The 15,861-nt window shown below is 65.2% G+C and carries 13 protein-coding genes; 5 read left to right on the top strand and 8 right to left on the bottom strand.

Features of this window, described 5'->3' with window-relative positions:
• The first annotated feature begins 136 nt into the window (after positions 1-136).
• Together ACT4ML_RS14440 and bioD are read left to right on the top strand one after the other, a co-directional pair.
• Positions 137-1,360, top strand: coding sequence for an aminotransferase class I/II-fold pyridoxal phosphate-dependent enzyme (locus ACT4ML_RS14440; protein ID WP_444721491.1), 1,224 nt, complete (start codon positions 137-139; stop codon positions 1,358-1,360).
• On the top strand, positions 1,357-2,064 hold the full coding sequence (gene bioD, locus ACT4ML_RS14435; RefSeq protein WP_444721490.1) for a dethiobiotin synthase: 708 nt from the start codon (positions 1,357-1,359) through the stop codon (positions 2,062-2,064). Before ACT4ML_RS14440 ends, bioD begins: the two co-directional genes overlap by 4 nt.
• Positions 2,065-2,075: 11 nt before the next feature.
• Here bioD and ACT4ML_RS14430 read toward each other — a convergent pair whose 3' ends face one another.
• The 7 genes from ACT4ML_RS14430 to ACT4ML_RS14400 form a co-directional block, all read right to left on the bottom strand.
• On the bottom strand, positions 2,076-2,276 hold the full coding sequence (locus ACT4ML_RS14430; RefSeq protein ID WP_444721489.1) for a hypothetical protein: 201 nt from the start codon (positions 2,274-2,276) through the stop codon (positions 2,076-2,078).
• A 158-nt stretch (positions 2,277-2,434) separates the two neighbouring features.
• On the bottom strand, positions 2,435-3,946 hold the full coding sequence (locus tag ACT4ML_RS14425) for a replication factor C large subunit (protein ID WP_444721488.1): 1,512 nt from the start codon (positions 3,944-3,946) through the stop codon (positions 2,435-2,437).
• A 71-nt stretch (positions 3,947-4,017) separates the two neighbouring features.
• On the bottom strand, positions 4,018-6,915 hold the full coding sequence (locus ACT4ML_RS14420) for an MEDS domain-containing protein (protein ID WP_444721487.1): 2,898 nt from the start codon (positions 6,913-6,915) through the stop codon (positions 4,018-4,020).
• A gap of 366 nt (positions 6,916-7,281) precedes the next feature.
• Positions 7,282-7,656, bottom strand: a complete 375-nt coding sequence (locus tag ACT4ML_RS14415) for a type II toxin-antitoxin system VapC family toxin (protein WP_444721486.1) — start codon at positions 7,654-7,656, stop codon at positions 7,282-7,284.
• Positions 7,657-7,887, bottom strand: a complete 231-nt coding sequence (locus ACT4ML_RS14410) for an AbrB/MazE/SpoVT family DNA-binding domain-containing protein (RefSeq protein WP_444721485.1) — start codon at positions 7,885-7,887, stop codon at positions 7,657-7,659.
• Positions 7,888-8,029: 142 nt separating this feature from the next.
• Positions 8,030-8,995, bottom strand: a complete 966-nt coding sequence (locus tag ACT4ML_RS14405) for a hypothetical protein (RefSeq protein ID WP_444721484.1) — start codon at positions 8,993-8,995, stop codon at positions 8,030-8,032.
• Between the two features lie 186 nt (positions 8,996-9,181).
• Positions 9,182-10,549, bottom strand: a complete 1,368-nt coding sequence (locus tag ACT4ML_RS14400) for a hemolysin family protein (protein ID WP_444721483.1) — start codon at positions 10,547-10,549, stop codon at positions 9,182-9,184.
• A gap of 357 nt (positions 10,550-10,906) precedes the next feature.
• Here ACT4ML_RS14400 and ACT4ML_RS14395 point away from each other — a divergent pair, with 357 nt between their 5' ends.
• Positions 10,907-11,668, top strand: coding sequence for a competence/damage-inducible protein A (locus tag ACT4ML_RS14395; protein WP_444721482.1), 762 nt, complete (start codon positions 10,907-10,909; stop codon positions 11,666-11,668).
• Positions 11,669-11,713: 45 nt separating this feature from the next.
• Here the strand turns inward: ACT4ML_RS14395 and ACT4ML_RS14390 are convergent, their stop codons facing one another.
• A complete protein-coding gene (locus tag ACT4ML_RS14390; protein ID WP_444721481.1) occupies positions 11,714-12,358 on the bottom strand; it encodes a metal-dependent hydrolase in 645 nt (214 codons plus the stop codon).
• A 98-nt stretch (positions 12,359-12,456) separates the two neighbouring features.
• On the opposite strand from ACT4ML_RS14390, the gene ACT4ML_RS14385 reads away from it, so the two are divergent.
• Entirely contained in the window at positions 12,457-13,167 is a 711-nt protein-coding gene (locus tag ACT4ML_RS14385; protein WP_444721480.1) for a helix-turn-helix domain-containing protein, read from the top strand.
• 361 nt (positions 13,168-13,528) lie between these two features.
• On the top strand, positions 13,529-15,736 hold the full coding sequence (locus tag ACT4ML_RS14380; protein WP_444721479.1) for a universal stress protein: 2,208 nt from the start codon (positions 13,529-13,531) through the stop codon (positions 15,734-15,736).
• Positions 15,737-15,861 lie beyond the last annotated feature (125 nt).

The raw sequence follows: 15,861 nt of genomic DNA, 5'->3' as shown, positions 1-15,861 counted from the left end.
ACACATATGACACCGATACTCCAGCCCACACAGCGACTTACCGTCTCGAGCCGGCCGCTCCGGCCGTTTCGGGTCGAACCGACCGACCGATTAGAACCGTGAGAGTGAAACCGTGGCGCTGAGTCCGTTTAGCCGAATGGCCGACCGCGGGTTCGACCTCGAGGACCGACTCGAGCGCCTCGAGGACCACGACTTGAAACGCGCCCTCTCGCCCGTCGACCGGGTCGCGGAGCGGGGCTACTTCGCCGAGCCCTCGGGCGGTGAGCTACCCGTCCTCGAGGCGGGGGAGGCGCTCGTTTTCGCCTCGAACAACTACCTCGGACTGACGGACGATCAGCGAATTCAGGACGCGGCTCGGCAGGCCGCCGCGACCGTCGGCACCGGGGCCGGAGCGAGCCGGCTCGTCACCGGCGACACGATGGTCCACCGGGACCTCGAGCGACTGCTCGCCGAGGTCAAGGGGACCGAGCGCGCGCTGACCTTTTCGTCGGGGTACGCCGCGAACGTCGGGACGATCACCGCCCTCGAGCCGGACGTCGTCTTCTCCGACGAATTGAATCACGCGAGCATCATCGACGGCTGCCGGCTCGCGGACGCCGACACTGTCGTCTACGACCACTGCGACGCCGCGAGCCTGCGATCGACCCTCGAGGAACGGGCCGACGCGGCCGCGCGGGACGGCCGAGACCCGGCCGACGAGTCGTGGCTGATCGTCACCGATTCGGTGTTCAGCATGGACGGCACCGTCGCGCCCCTCGAGGCCATCTGCGACGCCGCCGAGGCCTTTGGCGCGTGGGTGATGGTCGATGAGGCCCACGCGACCGGCCTCTACGCGGACGGCGGTGGCGTCGTACAGGCCAACGGGCTCGAGGACCGGATCCAGATCCAGATGGGGACGCTCTCGAAGGCGCTGGCGAGTCAGGGCGGCTACGTCGCCGGCAGCGCGGACCTGATCGAGTGCATGGTAAACGACGCGCGTTCCTTCGTCTTCTCGACCGGACTCGCGCCGCCGGCCGCCGCGGCCGCGAGCGAAGCCTTGCACGTCGCCCGACACGGCGACGCTCGAGAGCGCCTCTGGGAGAACGTCGCTCACCTCCGCGACGGCCTCGAGTCGATGGGGTTCGACGTCTGGGGCGACTCCCAGATCCTCCCGCTGGTCGTCGGCGACCGGGCGGACGCGATGGCCCTCGCCGACGGGATCCGCGAGCGCGACGTCGTCGTACCGGCGATCCGCCCGCCGACGGTTCCCGAGGGGACCAGCCGGCTCCGCGTCGTTCCGATGGCCACCCACGACGAGAGCGACATCATCGACTGTCTCGAGGCGTTCCGCGCGGCGGGCGAGGAAGTGGGGCTGCTGTGACCGCGACCCGACCGATCGCCGTCGTCGGCACCGGAACGGGCGTCGGAAAGACGGTCGTGACGGCCGGCCTCACGCGGCTGCTCCGCGAGGCCGGCCGCGACGCGCGGGCGATCAAACCGGCCCAGACTGGCTACCCGCCCGACGACGATGCCGGGTTCGTCGCCGCGGCCTGTGACGACCCCGCGGCCGCGACCTGCCCGCGCTACCTCGAGCCGGCGCTCGCACCCCGCGTCGCCGCAGAGGTCACGGGCGAGGACCTCGCATACGAGACGATCCGCGCGGCCTGCGAGCGCGAAATCGAGGCGACCCCGGTCCCGATCGTCGAGGGAATCGGCGGACTCCGGGTACCGCTGGCCGGCGACCGCGAGGTGATCGACCTCGTCGCCGATCTCGAGGCCGCGGCGGTCGTCGTCGCACGCTCGGGGCTGGGCACGCTCAATCACACCGCGCTCTCGGTCGACGCGCTCGAGGCCCGCGGGATCGATGTCTGCGGAATCGTCGTCAACGAGTACGCCGGCGAGACGGTGGCCGAACGGACTAACCCCGACGAACTCGAGCGGATGACCGGCCACGCGGTCGAGACGGTCCCGCCGCTGGACGACGATGTGCCTGCGGGAGAATCCGACCCGCGTCACCTCGCTGCCGGTATCGGCAGCGCACTCTCCCCGGACTTTCTGGCGTCGCTTCCGGTCGACGGGATCTGAGCGCGTCGCGGTCAGTCGGCCGACGGTGCCGGAAGCTCGTCGTCGGCCGCCCCCGGTTCGCGTTCGGACGACAGCTCGGTCCCCGCCGCGTCGAGTTCGACCAGTTGAGAGACGACCTCGGATTTTCGGTGTTCGACCTCGAGGTGGACGCGAAGGTCGTTTCGGTCGTCGTACGACTCGGTGCAGAGCGGGCAGCTACGGGGGTCTGTCATTCGGTCGGTCACCATGAGATGGCACACCGTTCATCGACGTAATAGTGTCGTCAGTCGATGAATTGATATGTCCGATGGAAAAGAATCACAGTTAGCAATATCCGTCACGTCCCCGGGCATCCAACCGGTGGCATCGGCGAACGGCGACCTCGAGAGGCTCAGAAGAAATCGTCTAACCCCGACTGATCCTCGTCCGGTTCCTCGACTGCGGACGCGTCGTTCGACGGCTCGCCGTCGTCTCCCTCGTCCGCCTCCGCGGCCGCGAGCGCCTGTTGGCCGCTCGAGTCGTCGGCGGCGCTGCCGTCAGCGTTCCCGTCGGCTCCCGTTTCGGCGGTGTCCGCGTCGCCCTCGCTCGAGCCCTCGGCCTCGAAGAAGGCGTTGCCCGAGTGCTCGACGGCCTGCTCGGCTTTGCGTTCCTCGGCGTCCTCGACGATCGACTGGACCTTGTTAGTGTCTTTGCCGCTGCCGGTGACGAAGGAGACCGCCGACTCGTCGAGGTCGTAGGCCGCGGCCATCCGGACGGTCAGCTCGCGGTTCTTGCAGTGGTGGGTCATCGCCGAGAGGAACGGCATGAGTTCGCGCCGAGCCGTCGCGACGCTCGTCCCCTCCCGTTCGGCGATGCGCTCGGCGATCGCGTCGCGGGTGTTCCGGGTCCCCTTGGTCCGGCCGAGTTTCGACCAGTAGCTCGGCGGCCCGTAGCGGGTCCAGCCGCCCTTGTCGCCGCGTCTCGAGGCGGCGACGCCGGCGGTCATGTTGTCCGTGGCGTAGCGCCAGTAGGAGTAGTCCTGGGTCGCCCGAACCCGACCCAGCCAGCGGTCGGCGTTCGCGAGGAACTCGTAGGCGTCGGCGAGTTCCGCCCCCTCGTAGTCCTTCGGGACGTTGTCCTCGATCCAGTTGAGCAGATCGTCCGGCGTCTCGTCCACGTCGTAGGAGGCCCGCAGGGCCCCCTCGGCGTCTTTCTCCTTGATGAGTTCGTCGAGGAAGTCGAAGATTCCCTCCGTCGTATCGCGCTGGCCCGTCACCACGTCGTCGACGGTCAGCCGCTCGGTCTCCTCGGCGACGGCCTGCAGGTCGTTGACCGCAGAGCGCAGGTCGCCGCTGGTCGATTCCGCGATCTTCTCTAAGGCCTCCTCCTCGAACTCGACGCCCTCGCGGCGGCAGATATCGCGCAACACGGGGACGATCGACCGCTTCGAGACGTCGCGGAACTCGATCGTCTCACAGGAGTTGCGCAGCGACTTACTCATGTCGTAGAACTCGTTCGCCACGAGGACGATCGGCTGGTTCGCGTCCTTGACGACGCGGGTGACCTCCCGCGACCCGCCGTAGTCGGCGTTGCCGTGAAAGTTGTCCGCCTCGTCCAGGATGACGAGCCGGCGGCCCGCCTCGCCGCCGGTGAGCGTGCCGCTCTTTGCGGCCTCACCGGCGACCTTCTCGATGACATCGGCCCCGCGGCTGTCGCTGGCGTTTAGCTCCATGACGGGCCAGCCCATGTCGTTTGCCAGCGCGTGGGCGGCGGAGGTCTTCCCGATCCCGGGACTGCCGTGGACGATCACCGATTTCCGGTGTTCGTCCCAGCTCTCGGCCCACTCCTCGAGTTTGTCGCGGGCCTTGTTGTTTCCGCGCACCTCCGACAGCGTCGTCGGGCGGTACTTCTCGGTCCAATCCATATACTGTCTATTCGGTGCGTACCGCGTTTAGTGGTTGCGGAGCACGGGTCAGAAGAGAATGTGGAATCGGATTACGCGGCGGGGAGCGTGAGCGAGAAGGTCGACCCCTCTCCGGGTTCGGAGTCGACCCAGATCTCTCCGCCGTGACGCTCAACGATGCGTTGACAGAGCGCCAGTCCGATACCCGTCCCGTCGTACTCCTCACGGCTGTGAAGCCGATTGAAGACGGTGAACACACGCTCCTGATCCTCGGAGTCGATACCGATTCCGTTATCCTGAACCGAGAGTACCCACTCTCGGCCTCGACGGCTCGCAGTAATGTGAATACGCGGTGGGGAATCGCCTCTGTACTGGATGGCGTTATCGAGCAAGTTCTGGAAGACTTGCCGTATCTGGCTCGCGTCCCCCTTTACACGGGGGAGTTGCTCGGCCGTGATTTCAGCGTCGGTCTCGTCGATCTTGAACTGGAGGTCAGCGAGTACATCGTCGAGAACGGCGTCCAGTTCGACCGGTTCGAACGGATCGCCCTGCGTCTCGACCCGGGAGTACTTGAGGAGGCCGTCGATCATCTCGCGCATCCGGTCGGCTCCATCGACCGCGAATTCGAGGAACTCTTCGCCGTCCTCGTCGAAGGTATCCCCGTACCGCTGTTCGAGCAACTGGAGATAGCTCGTGATCATCCGCAGCGGTTCCTGCAAGTCGTGGGAGGCAGCATAGGCGAACTGCTCGAGGCGCTCGTTCGACTCCTCGAGGGACTGTCTCTGCCGTTTTTGTTCGAGTTCGAACTTGATCCACTGGGCCATGAGATCGAGGAACGTTCGTTCGGCCTTAGTGAACTCCCGTCCGCGTGAGCCCGTTGACACGAAGAAGAACGTCCGGTCGGGCTCATTGTCGAGTTCGATCCGCGTTCCGAGATACGTCTCGACGCCGAACTCCTCGTATGCGAGAGTGCGTCCGAACCCGGCCGGCTCTGGATCGGTGATTTCAGCCGTCGACTCGTCACCGAGGGTCGCCCGACAATACGTCTCCGAGAGCGGTGCCTCTGCACCGGGCGTGAGCTGGTCGTGATCGCCGTGTATCGCTTCTACTTTGAACGAATCGGTCGCCGGATCGACCTGTGCGATCCCACCTATTTCGAGATCGAACTGTTCACAGCCCAGTTCGAAGACGTCCTCCAATCTCTCTTCGAACGGACGCTCGGGATCGGCGGCAATCAGGCTCAATCGCTGCTGATAGTGTTCCCGCCGTTCACGCTCGAGTTCGTAACTGACCCATTGACCCATCAACTCGACGAACGTCCGTTCGGTCTCGGAGAACGGTCGGTCGCGCGGCTCCGTACTTCCGAACCAGAACGTCCCGTACGGCGTCGCTCCGTCCATTACTCGAGTTCCGAGGTAGCTCGTCAACCCGAACTCTCGATAGATCTGATCGTCCTCCCAGTCGGTACCACGCACGTCCTCCATAGCAACGGGCTCGTCTGCTTCGATAGTCCGACGACAGAAGCATCCGTATCCCGGGTTCGACCAGAGTTCGTCATCGGGAGCGACACCGAGACCGACGCCCTTCTCCAATCGGAACTCGTCACCCCACGACGGTAAATGATTGAGACCGCCCATCTCGAGGCCGAACTGCTCTCGGCCCAGTTCGAGTAGCTCCTCGAGTTTCTCGTCGAAGCTGTGGTCGGGGTTGGACGTGATCCGGTAGCTCTTCCGGAGGAACGTCTCGCGTTGCTGGCGCTCCAGTTCGTACTCAATCCAGTGGCCCATTAGATCGAGGAACGTGCGCTCGGCCCCGGTGTAAGGCTCCGTACGCGGAGTCTCGGACGCGAAACACAGCGTTCCACATTCCTCGCCGCCAACGCGAACGGTCGTCGCGAAGTAGGCGTCGAGCCCGAACCGCTCGTAGGCGCGGTCGGTAGTCCAGCCGGCCTCGGCGGCGTCCGTCACCGAGATCGGACCCGGCGATGCGAGGAGCTTCTCGCAGTACGTATCGCAGATCGAGTCAGTGACGCCTGATCGGATCTCGTCGTGGCCGCCGACCGCAGAGACGATTTCGAACGTCCCGTCATCGTCGGTCCGGGTGAAGTAGCCGACCTCCAGATCGAACCACTCACAGCCGATCTCCAGCAACTCCTCGATTTTCTCGGTAAACGGTGCCTGTGAATCGGTGATCGTTTCGTAGAGCCGACGCTGATAGTGTTCGCTGGTCTTGAGCGTCGTCCGCGCGTCCGTCCGGTCGACGAGCGTCGCCAATTTCCGGTCGAGTTCACGCGACGGCTCGTCTGGGCCGAAATACTCCTCGGGCGGCGTATAATAGAAGTTCTGGCAGACCGTGGTGTCGTCGTAGAGCAGAAACGGGTGGGTTTTGAGGACATCGTGGAGGACGTCTGCGGGGAACCGCTCGCGGTTATACTGGCAGAGAACAGTGTAGTCCTCTCCCTCGTAGAGCGGATTCAAGAGTTCTTCGTATTCACAGAGGTGGTCGAGACTCGTCCCGTCAGCTTCCAGCGCCCACGTCATCTCGGCCGCGGCTCTGAGTCCGGTGAACTCGTCGGCGGTCGCATCCGCGAGAGTATCCTCCCAAAACTCCAGCATCGCCTCACGGTCGAACTCGCCGCTTCGCCGGTAGGTTTCGTCCTCCGTGTGTATCAAAAGCGCCCCGGACTCGAGAGCGGCATCAACGTCGATGCCGCGTACCCGCATCGCGTCACGTACCTCGTCGACGGTGTTGTCATCGGCGACGTAGATACACCGCTCGCCCTGCTTGAGTCCCTCGCGGATGTACGGGACGACCGTCTCGAACTGCGTGGCGTGGTCCTCGTAGATCAGCGCGAAGTGATCGGTATCGTCGTGGTCCCCGATTGATTCAGTCGGGTCACGAGTCTCGAAAGTCGATTGTGAGGCCGTGAATTTGTTCGTCCGGGGGGCCGTGGTAGACTGGCTGGAATGATCCGATAGATGCTTACTCATGAAATGTCCTCCGCTCGTCCGAATCTCGCCACTGTTTGCTCACTCACCGACACTCGGAGGTGAGGTATCCGTCTCTGGATTCGGTTCAGTATGGTGGTCAAGGAGAGCATTGGTGAAAAGGGCATCGCGGTAATGTCGACAGGAACATATATTTCGAGAGCCACGGTCACCGTAACCCCGATATCGGGATCTGCTTCGACTCGTCCTCATCGCCAGTCATCGGAATGAGTTACAATACCAACAACAGAGAACAGGATGACCGCGACTCGCTGGTGTGTATATCGTGTGGATAGACTCTCTTACTTCTCGGTCCAGTCAGTCATTGACTACGGGTAGGTGTGAGTCGCGTTTAGTGGTTGCGGAGCACTACTTCTCGCCGACGGTCTTCAGGTCGAGACGGGGTGTCGTCTCCGCGTACGCATCGTCGCTCGAGACGATGGTATCGCCGTTCGCTTCGACGAGGTGAAGCGCATCGAACGGCGTGAATCCGTGGTCCTCGACGTACGTTGCTGCGGTGACGACGGTCTCTACGTCCCCGCGTACGTCGACGAGAGTAGCGGCGTTCGTGATGACCCGTTCAGTATCCCGTTCCTCGCGGTAGGCGACCAGAAGGAGTTCGATAAGTGTGAACTGCGATGTCCACAACTCGTCTCGGTGGTCCCGGTAGACAGTTTCGGCAGCGTCCCCGCGCCAGTCTTCGTCTTTGATGAGTGCGAGGAGGAAATCGGTTTCCGCATACATTTATCGTCCGGCCTCATCGAGAGCCGCATCCCGCGCTTCATCACGGAGTTCGTCGGCCGATTTGTCGACATCCGCGAACTCATCTCTGAGTGCGTCGAGCGGATCGTCAGCGATCGGTAGTAACTTGATCCCGTCGGGAAGTTGAACGATATGATACTGCTCACCATACCGTTCGCGGATCTCCTTTGGAAGTGTCAGACGACCGCGGTCGTCTAATGACACATCGGACATAACTCACTGTTTGGTGGGCGACGGGAAAAGGATTCCCTGGATTAACTTAGATACCCACTCCCGAAACCACTAGATGATCGAACGGTAATCGCGAACCGTACCAGAAACACACCGAGACGCGAACCCGGAAGCTACGAGACGCTTAGTTCGTGCCGTAGACGAGCACGGATCGTTCGGCCGCGTCGTCGTCCGACTCGAGGCGGATTGGGAACTCCTGATCAGTAGCGACCGACGGGGTTCGGTACCCCGTCGTGAGGCCCGTCTGCTCTCCGGCCTCGAGGGTTACCGACTGCTCTTCGACCCGCTCCGCGCTGTGGCCGACGATCAACGCGAGGTCCTGCGTGCCCTCGGCTCCGCCGGTGTTCTCGACCGTCGCGCTCACCTCGAGAAAGTCGCCGGCGTCGACCGGGGTATTGGTCTCGAGGGCCGTCACCGAAAACGTCGCGTTTCCGCCGTCGGTCCCGTCGTCGGTATCGTCCGGTTCGATCTCGCTCAGACACTCGCGCGCGTTCGGGTTTCCGTGTGTGGTGCCGCCCGTCCGATAATCCATCTCTTCGGTCGCGAGTCCCGAAATGACGGTGCCGTCACTGCCGTATTCCGGGATCTCGACGGTGATTTCGCCGTCGCCCTCGCGGACGGCGGAGTCGCCGCCGATTTCGAACACCACCGTTCCCGAGAACGGCGCGTCGACGTCCTCGCCGAAGACGAACCCGTCCTCGAGCATGGTGTTTCCGTACAGCCCGTCGTCGTAGAACCCCGTGTTCGCGAAGGCGACGTCGCCGGCTTCGAACGTCCCCGTGAGCTCCGCCCGGGTACAGGAAGGAAACGAGACGGTCCGCTCCGAGTCCCCGCTCTCGTCGTCGGAGTCGTCGTCTTCCGCGGCCTCGTCTGCCTCCTCCTCGGATTCGTCGGTGTTCGAATCGTCTTCCGACTCGGTTTCGTCGCCGGTCGACGAGTTCGCGTCGCTGAACGACTCGTCCGTGGTCTCGCTCGTTTCGTTCCCGGATTCCGGCTCGGCCTCAGCGTCCGAATCGTCGACAGCCGCGTTGAGACAGCCCGCGAGTCCGAGTCCAACGCCCGAGACGCCGATAAAGGTCCGTCGTTCCATAGCCGGAGGAAGCACATCTCACAGCATAAAGATGTCGCATATATGTTATATCTGATTACAGTCATGGTCTCGTGAGCGACCGTCCGAAATAGCGGACCGTCGGCTCGAAACGGAATGACCCACGAGATGACATCCCACGGAGAACCGCTCGGCCCCGGTGCGACCCGCATCGTCCCGCGTAGCGGCTCAGTCGGTCGACTCCTCCGCCTCTGGGGTGACCTCGCTCACGGTCACGCTCGAGACGCGCGTTCCCTCCACGGCCTCGACGGTCACCTCGTAGCCGTCGGCTTCGATCGCGTCGCCGACCTCGGGCGCACGACCGAGGCGGCTCAACACGAGGCCGCCGATGGTGTCGAACGCGTCGCCCTCGAACTCCGTTCCGAGGATCTCGTTGATGTCCGCGAGCGGGACGCCGCCGTCCATTTCGTATCGGCCGTCGGCGAGTTCGTCGATCGAGGGCTCCATCTCGGCGACGTCGAACTCGTCTTGAATCTCGCCGACGACCTCCTCGATGACGTCCTCGATGGTCAGAATCCCCTCGAACGCTCCCCACTCGTCGATGACGACGGCCATCTGGACGTTCCGCCGGCGGAACTCCGCGAGGATCTCGTCGATCCGGCGGGTCTCGGGGACGATGAGGACCTCTCGAGCGAGGTCGCGTGCGGTCGGTTCACCGGCCGGTTCGTCGCCCGCGTCGTCCCCGTCTGCGGCCTCGATGGCCTGGAGGATGTCCTTCGCGTGGACGAACCCGATGACCGGTTCGTCGGCGTCCTCGTCGACGACGGGGAACCGCGTGTAGTTCCCGCTGGCGGCGACGCCGCGGAGTTCGGAGAGGGGCATGCCGGCGCGAACGGTGACGACGTCCGGACGCGGCACCATGATCTCGCGGGCGACGGTTTCGCCGAGGTCGAAGACGGATTCGATCATCTTGACTTCCTCCATGTCGACGGCTCCCTGTTCGCCGGACTGGGCGACGATCCGCAGGATCTCCTCCTCGCTGTGGCTCTCGTCGCGCTCGGAGGCCGGCGCGACGCCGATGAGCCGCGTGAAGAAGTTCGCGGTCCCGTTGAACACGATGATCCCGGGGATGAAGATGTAATAGAAGAACTTCATCGGCGCGGCGACGAGCAGGGCGATCCGCTCGGCGTCCGCGATAGCGAGGGTCTTCGGCGCGAGCTCCCCGAAGACGACGTGCAGGAAGGTGATGATGCTGAACCCGATCGCGATCGAGACCAGATGAAGCGTCCCAGCGGGAAGCACCGGTCCCAGCACGGGCTCGAGAAGCGAGGCGATGGCCGGTTCGCCGACCCATCCCAGGCCCAGCGAGGCAATCGTGATACCCAACTGGGTCGTCGCGAGGTAGTCGTCCAGGTTCTCCTCGGCCTCCTGGACGAGCTTCGCCGACGACCGCCCCTCCGCGACGAGCTCTTCGATCTGCGTCGGCCGGATACGGACGTACGCGAACTCCGCGGCGACGAAAAAGCCGTTCAGGAAGACCAGGAGGAGGGCGAAGAGGAGTCGCCCGAACGAGAATGCGAGGTCGACGGCTACCATCGACCCCACCCCGGTCGCCGCGGGGGATCTCGCGTCGCCGGTATCGGGTCCGATCCGCCCCGCGTTCGATCACCGATTCGCTCTCCCACCGCGGCAGCGCCGGTGGGGCGACGGATATCGCTCGGCGACGGGGACACGGCGGGCCGCTCGTCGCCGGTGAAGACTTCCATACGGCCACTTGGCACAGGACTTACAAAATCGTGGCGCTGGCGACCGACGATGTGCGGCCGGTTCGGACGGCCTCGAGCGCGTTTCGAGCTGGGTTGGGGTTCCCGGCGGACGGTCGCGCAGTCCCGTTCCCTCTCGAGCGACGGCCGGAATCCGAGCCGATAACTGGCCGGGCGTCGAACCCCGGCTATGAACGTCGCGATCGTCACCGTCGGCGACGAGATCCTCGCGGGATCGACGACCAACACCAACGCGTCGTGGCTGGCCGAGCGGATCACCGAGCGCGGCAGCACTGTCGGCCGGATCCTGACGATCCCCGACGACCGCGATCTCATCGCGGACTACGTCGCCCGCTGGCACGACGAGTTCGACGCCGTGATCGTCACCGGCGGCATCGGCGGCACGCCCGACGACGTGACCGTCGAAGCCGTCGCCGACGGCTTGGAGCGCGAGTTCGTCGTCCACGGCGAGATCCGGGAGCGACTGGTCGAGAAGGCGGCCGCGTTCCGGGACGAAAACCCGGAGATGGTCGAGGAGTACGACCTCCAACTGGACATCGACGCGGCGGCCTCGATCCCCGAGGGGGCGACGCCGATCGTCACCGACGAGGGGTGGGCACCCGGCTGTATCGTCGAGAACGTCTACGTCTTCGCCGGCATTCCCGACGAGATGAAAGCGATGTTCGACGCGGTCGCCGACGAGTTCCAGGGGGCGTCGACCGCGGAAACGCTGTACACGCCGGCACCCGAGGGATCGCTCCACGAGGCGCTCGAGGGAGTCACCGAGCGCTTCGACGTTTCGGTCGGCAGCTATCCGCGGAGCGAGAACCGCCCCGGTCGGATCCGCGTCTCGAGCACCGATCCCGAGACGGTCGAGGCGGCCATCGCGTGGCTCCGCGAGCGCGTCGAGACGACGGAACCGCCGTCCTCGAGCGAGGAGTCGGCCGAGTAAGTCGAATCCGGCGGTCGAGTAGATCGTCCGCGGCCGGGGCGCTCGTCAATTCGAGCGGCGCTCCTCGACGATGCGGACGGCGACCGCAGTGAACCCGGCGAGCGTGAGGACGAACCGTTCGCCGGTCGCCGCGATGGGAAAGATCCGCTCGACGGCCGTCGCGGGCTCGTCGCGCGTGGGGTCGAACCCGGTTCTGTAGTGCGTGTTTTCGGTGGTTCCGCGGGCCGTCGACTCGGCGAGAGTCCCGGCGTCGAGTTCGACGAACGTCTGGACGAGTCCGCGCTGATCGGTCACGAGCAGCGAGCCGGACAGGTCGTAGAACCGGTCGTGGAGCGGCCAGAAGAGGTTGACGCCATTGAAGAAGGCGTCGAACAGGATGTGCGCGAACAGCACCGCCGCCAGCCCCGTCCACGCGACGCGGCGGCGGTACGTTCCCCACCGCTCTTCGGCGATCGACCGCTCGCGGAACGTGCCGTCCCACAGCAGGAGGGCGGCGGGAACGAGGACGATCCAGACGTTGTGCAACGCCGCGCGGTGGGTACCGGGGACGACGATGCCGATCAACGTATCCAGATCGAGGAGGGCGGCACAGCCCATGACGATCAGAATCGCCCGGGTGTCGAACTCGTCGCCGAGCAATGCGACCCCGAGCAGCCCTGCGAACGCGACGTGGACGACGGTCGATGGCACATCCCGGCGACTCGAACCGCGGGGGCTTGATTGTTGGGGCGCTCGAGCGATCGGTCCGTCTCCGGTAGCTACTTGGCCCGACCGGGCGACCCTCGGGTATGAGCGGACGCGGACCGAAACGGGAACTCGCGGAGAAGATCGCCGGGGAGATCACGCTGAGCGACGACCCCGGTGCCACCCTGCGGAAGTGGCGCACCGACTTCGACGTCTCACAGACCGACCTCGCGGCCGAACTCGACGTCTCGTCGTCGGTGATTTCGGACTACGAGAGCGGCCGCCGGGAGAGTCCGGGGATCGGCGTCGTCGGCCGACTCGTCGAGGGGCTGCTCTCGATCGACGAGCGCCGCGGCGGCGAGCGCATCCGGCAGTACGGCCGCGTCCTCTCGGCGGGCTTCGACAGCGACGTCGTCTACGACCTGCGGGAGTACGCCACCTCGCTGCCCCTCGAGCGACTGCACGACGACCTCGAGGCGACCGAAGTGGCCGCGGGCGGCACCCAACAGGTCAGCGGCCACACGGTCATCGACAGCATCGAGGCGATCACGCGCCTCTCGACGGAGGAGTTCTTCCGACTCTACGGCCAGAGCACGAACCGCGTGCTCGTGTTCACCAACGTCACCCGCGGCGAGGGCGTCGGCATCGCGCTCCGAATGGTCAACCCGACGCCGAACGCCGTGATCCTCCACGGCCTCGAGGAGGAGAACCTCTGGGATCACGCGGGGGAACTCGCACGCATCGACGGCTACTCGCTCGCGGTCACGTCGGAACCGCTCGACGACGTCCTCGAGCACCTCGTCACCCTCGAATAGCGTTCCGCCAGAGCAGTGGGAGAACGGTGCGCAACGCCGCGGGGCGCGGCACTATTGTACGATCGTTCGGTTCGTATTTCTCGTTTCGACCGAACGGATTTTCGATTCGGTATTGATGCGAACGTATCTCACATCGATCGGGAATCCGTGGGGTTTATTTCGTTGTCGTTGCATTTCACTCGTAAGCGGGTATCCGGTTTCTGGATACCGTCTCACATCTCTCTGGCTTCAGGCCCCTCGAGCAGTGTATCATCCAGCGGACCGACGATCGCGCTCGAGTGAGACGAGATGCACTCCGGCGCTGGTCGCGTGATCCCTGGTCCGGATGACTCGCGGCCTCACGACACCACACTCAGATCCAATGACAAAAGACCTCGAACGAGACCTCGGACTGCCGTCGGTGATGGCGATTAGTATCGGTGCGATGATCGGGAGCGGGATCTTCATCCTGCCGGCGTTAGCGATCAAAATCGCCGGCCCGGGCGTCGTCGTCGCGTACCTGCTCGCGGGACTGCTCGTGGTTCCCGCCGCGTTGAGCAAGTCGGAAATGGCGACGGCGATGCCCGAAGCCGGCGGCACGTACATTTTCATCGAACGCGGAATGGGACCGATACTGGGAACGGTTGCGGGCGTCGGCACGTGGTTCTCGCTCGCGTTCAAGGGCGCGCTGGCGCTCGTCGGCGGCGTTCCCTATCTCGTTCTCCTGTTCGATCTCCCGGTCAAACCCGTCGCGCTCGTCCTCGCGACGGTTCTCATCGCGGTCAACGTCATCGGGGCCAAACAGACCGGCCAGTTGCAGGTCGCGATCGTCGTCGTCATGCTCGCCGCGCTGGCGTGGTTCGTCGGCGGCGGGGCGACGGGAATCGACCCCGGCCAGTTCGACGGCTCGTTCGACGACGGCGTCGGCGGCCTGCTCGCCGCCACCGGCCTCGTCTTCGTCTCCTACGCGGGCGTCACCAAGGTCGCGAGCGTCGCCGAGGAGATCGAAGACCCCGGCCGAAACATCCCGCTCGGCATCCTCGGCTCGCTGACGTTCACCACGATCCTGTACGTCCTCATCGTCGCGGTGATGGTCGGCATCTCGCCGCTCGAGTCCCTCGCGGACTCGGAGACGCCGATGGCGATCGCCGCCGAAGGGGCCCTCGCCCGACCCGGCGTCATCGCCGTGGTGCTCGCGGCGATCCTCGCGCTCGTCAGCACCGCCAACGCCGGGATCCTCTCCTCGTCGCGGTACCCCTTCGCGATGAGCCGCGACGACCTCGCGCCGCCCCGCTTTGCGACCGTCAGCGACCGGTTCGGCACGCCGATTACCGCCATCACGCTCACCGGCGGCGTCATGCTCGTTCTGATCGCGTTCGTCCCCATCCTCGAGATCGCCAAGCTCGCGAGCGCGTTCCAGATCCTCGTGTTCATCCTGATCAACGTCGCCCTGATCGCGTTCCGCCACGCCGACGTCGAGGAGTACGAACCGAGCTTCGAGTCGCCGCTGTACCCGGCGATGCAGCTCTTCGGGATCGCGAGCGGCTTCGTCTTGCTGACCCAGATGGGGACCGTCGCCCTCGCGGGCGCGGCCGTCATCACCGCGGGCAGCATCGGCTGGTACTGGGTCTACGCGCGCCCGCGGATCGACCGCGCCGGCATCGCCGTCGACACGGTCCGCCGAACGACCGGCCGCTCGGCCGTCGACCGAACCGAAGACGCCCTGGAGTCGACGACCTCGAACGTCCTCGTCGCGCTGACCGAAGGGACCGCCGAAGCCCGCGAGCGGCAACTCATCCGCATCGCCGCGGACGTGGCGCGCGAACGCGGCGGCGGGGTCACGGTCATCCAGTTCGACGAGGTGCCGGATCAGGTGTCGCTGGGCTACGCCTCCGAGACGCAGTCGCCGGCGGACCTCGAGTTCGAGGAACAGACCGGAGAGCTGTGTGAAGAGTTCGACGTGCCGATCACCTACGGGGAAATCGTGAGCCACGACACGAAACACGCGATCGTCAACTTCGCGGCCCACGAGGGGGTCGACGCGCTGTTGATGGAGCGCCAGCCCGGCGGGCTCCGCCACCAGTTCATCGGGAGTCCGATCGAGTGGATCCTCCACCGCGCCCCCTGTGACGTCGTCCTCGTCGAGGACCGCGACTTCGACGCCGTCGGGGAGGTCACGGTGCTTACCGATCGGAGCCCGTTCGATCCGTCGAAGGTCAGGATCGCCGACGCGCTGGCCACCGAGCTAGACGCGACGGTCCGGCTCGTGTACGCGATCGAGTCGTCGGCGTCGGCCGATCTCAGACGGACGATCGAGGACTATCAGGACGAACTCGTCGACCTCTGTTCCGCACCGGTCACGACCGAAATCGTCGAAACGGACGGCTCGGTCGAGGAACTGATCGGGGTCGCACAGACGGCCGAGTTCCTCGTCATCGGTCGCGACGGCGGACGGCTGCAAACCGTCCTCGGGAACGACCTCGCGGACCGACTCATCGACGCGACCGAGTCGCCCGCGCTCGGCGTTCACGCACACGACACCCACCGACCGGGACTGCTCGGCCGGATCGTCGAACGGTTCGTCTTCTGACCGGAGTCGGTCGGTTCGGGTCGGGCCGGCTCCACTCGTTTCCGACGGTTCGAGGGAAACTCGAGCGCAAAGAGCGGAAGAAGAGGAGAACGAACGAGAGAGCGAGAGAACGGCCGCTGCCGAGG

The organism is Natrinema sp. LN54, from assembly GCF_052439245.1.
GTDB lineage: Archaea > Halobacteriota > Halobacteria > Halobacteriales > Natrialbaceae > Natrinema > Natrinema versiforme_A.
The sequence above is the reverse complement of the archived record's forward strand: the minus strand, read 5'-3'. Positions and strand labels throughout refer to the sequence as shown.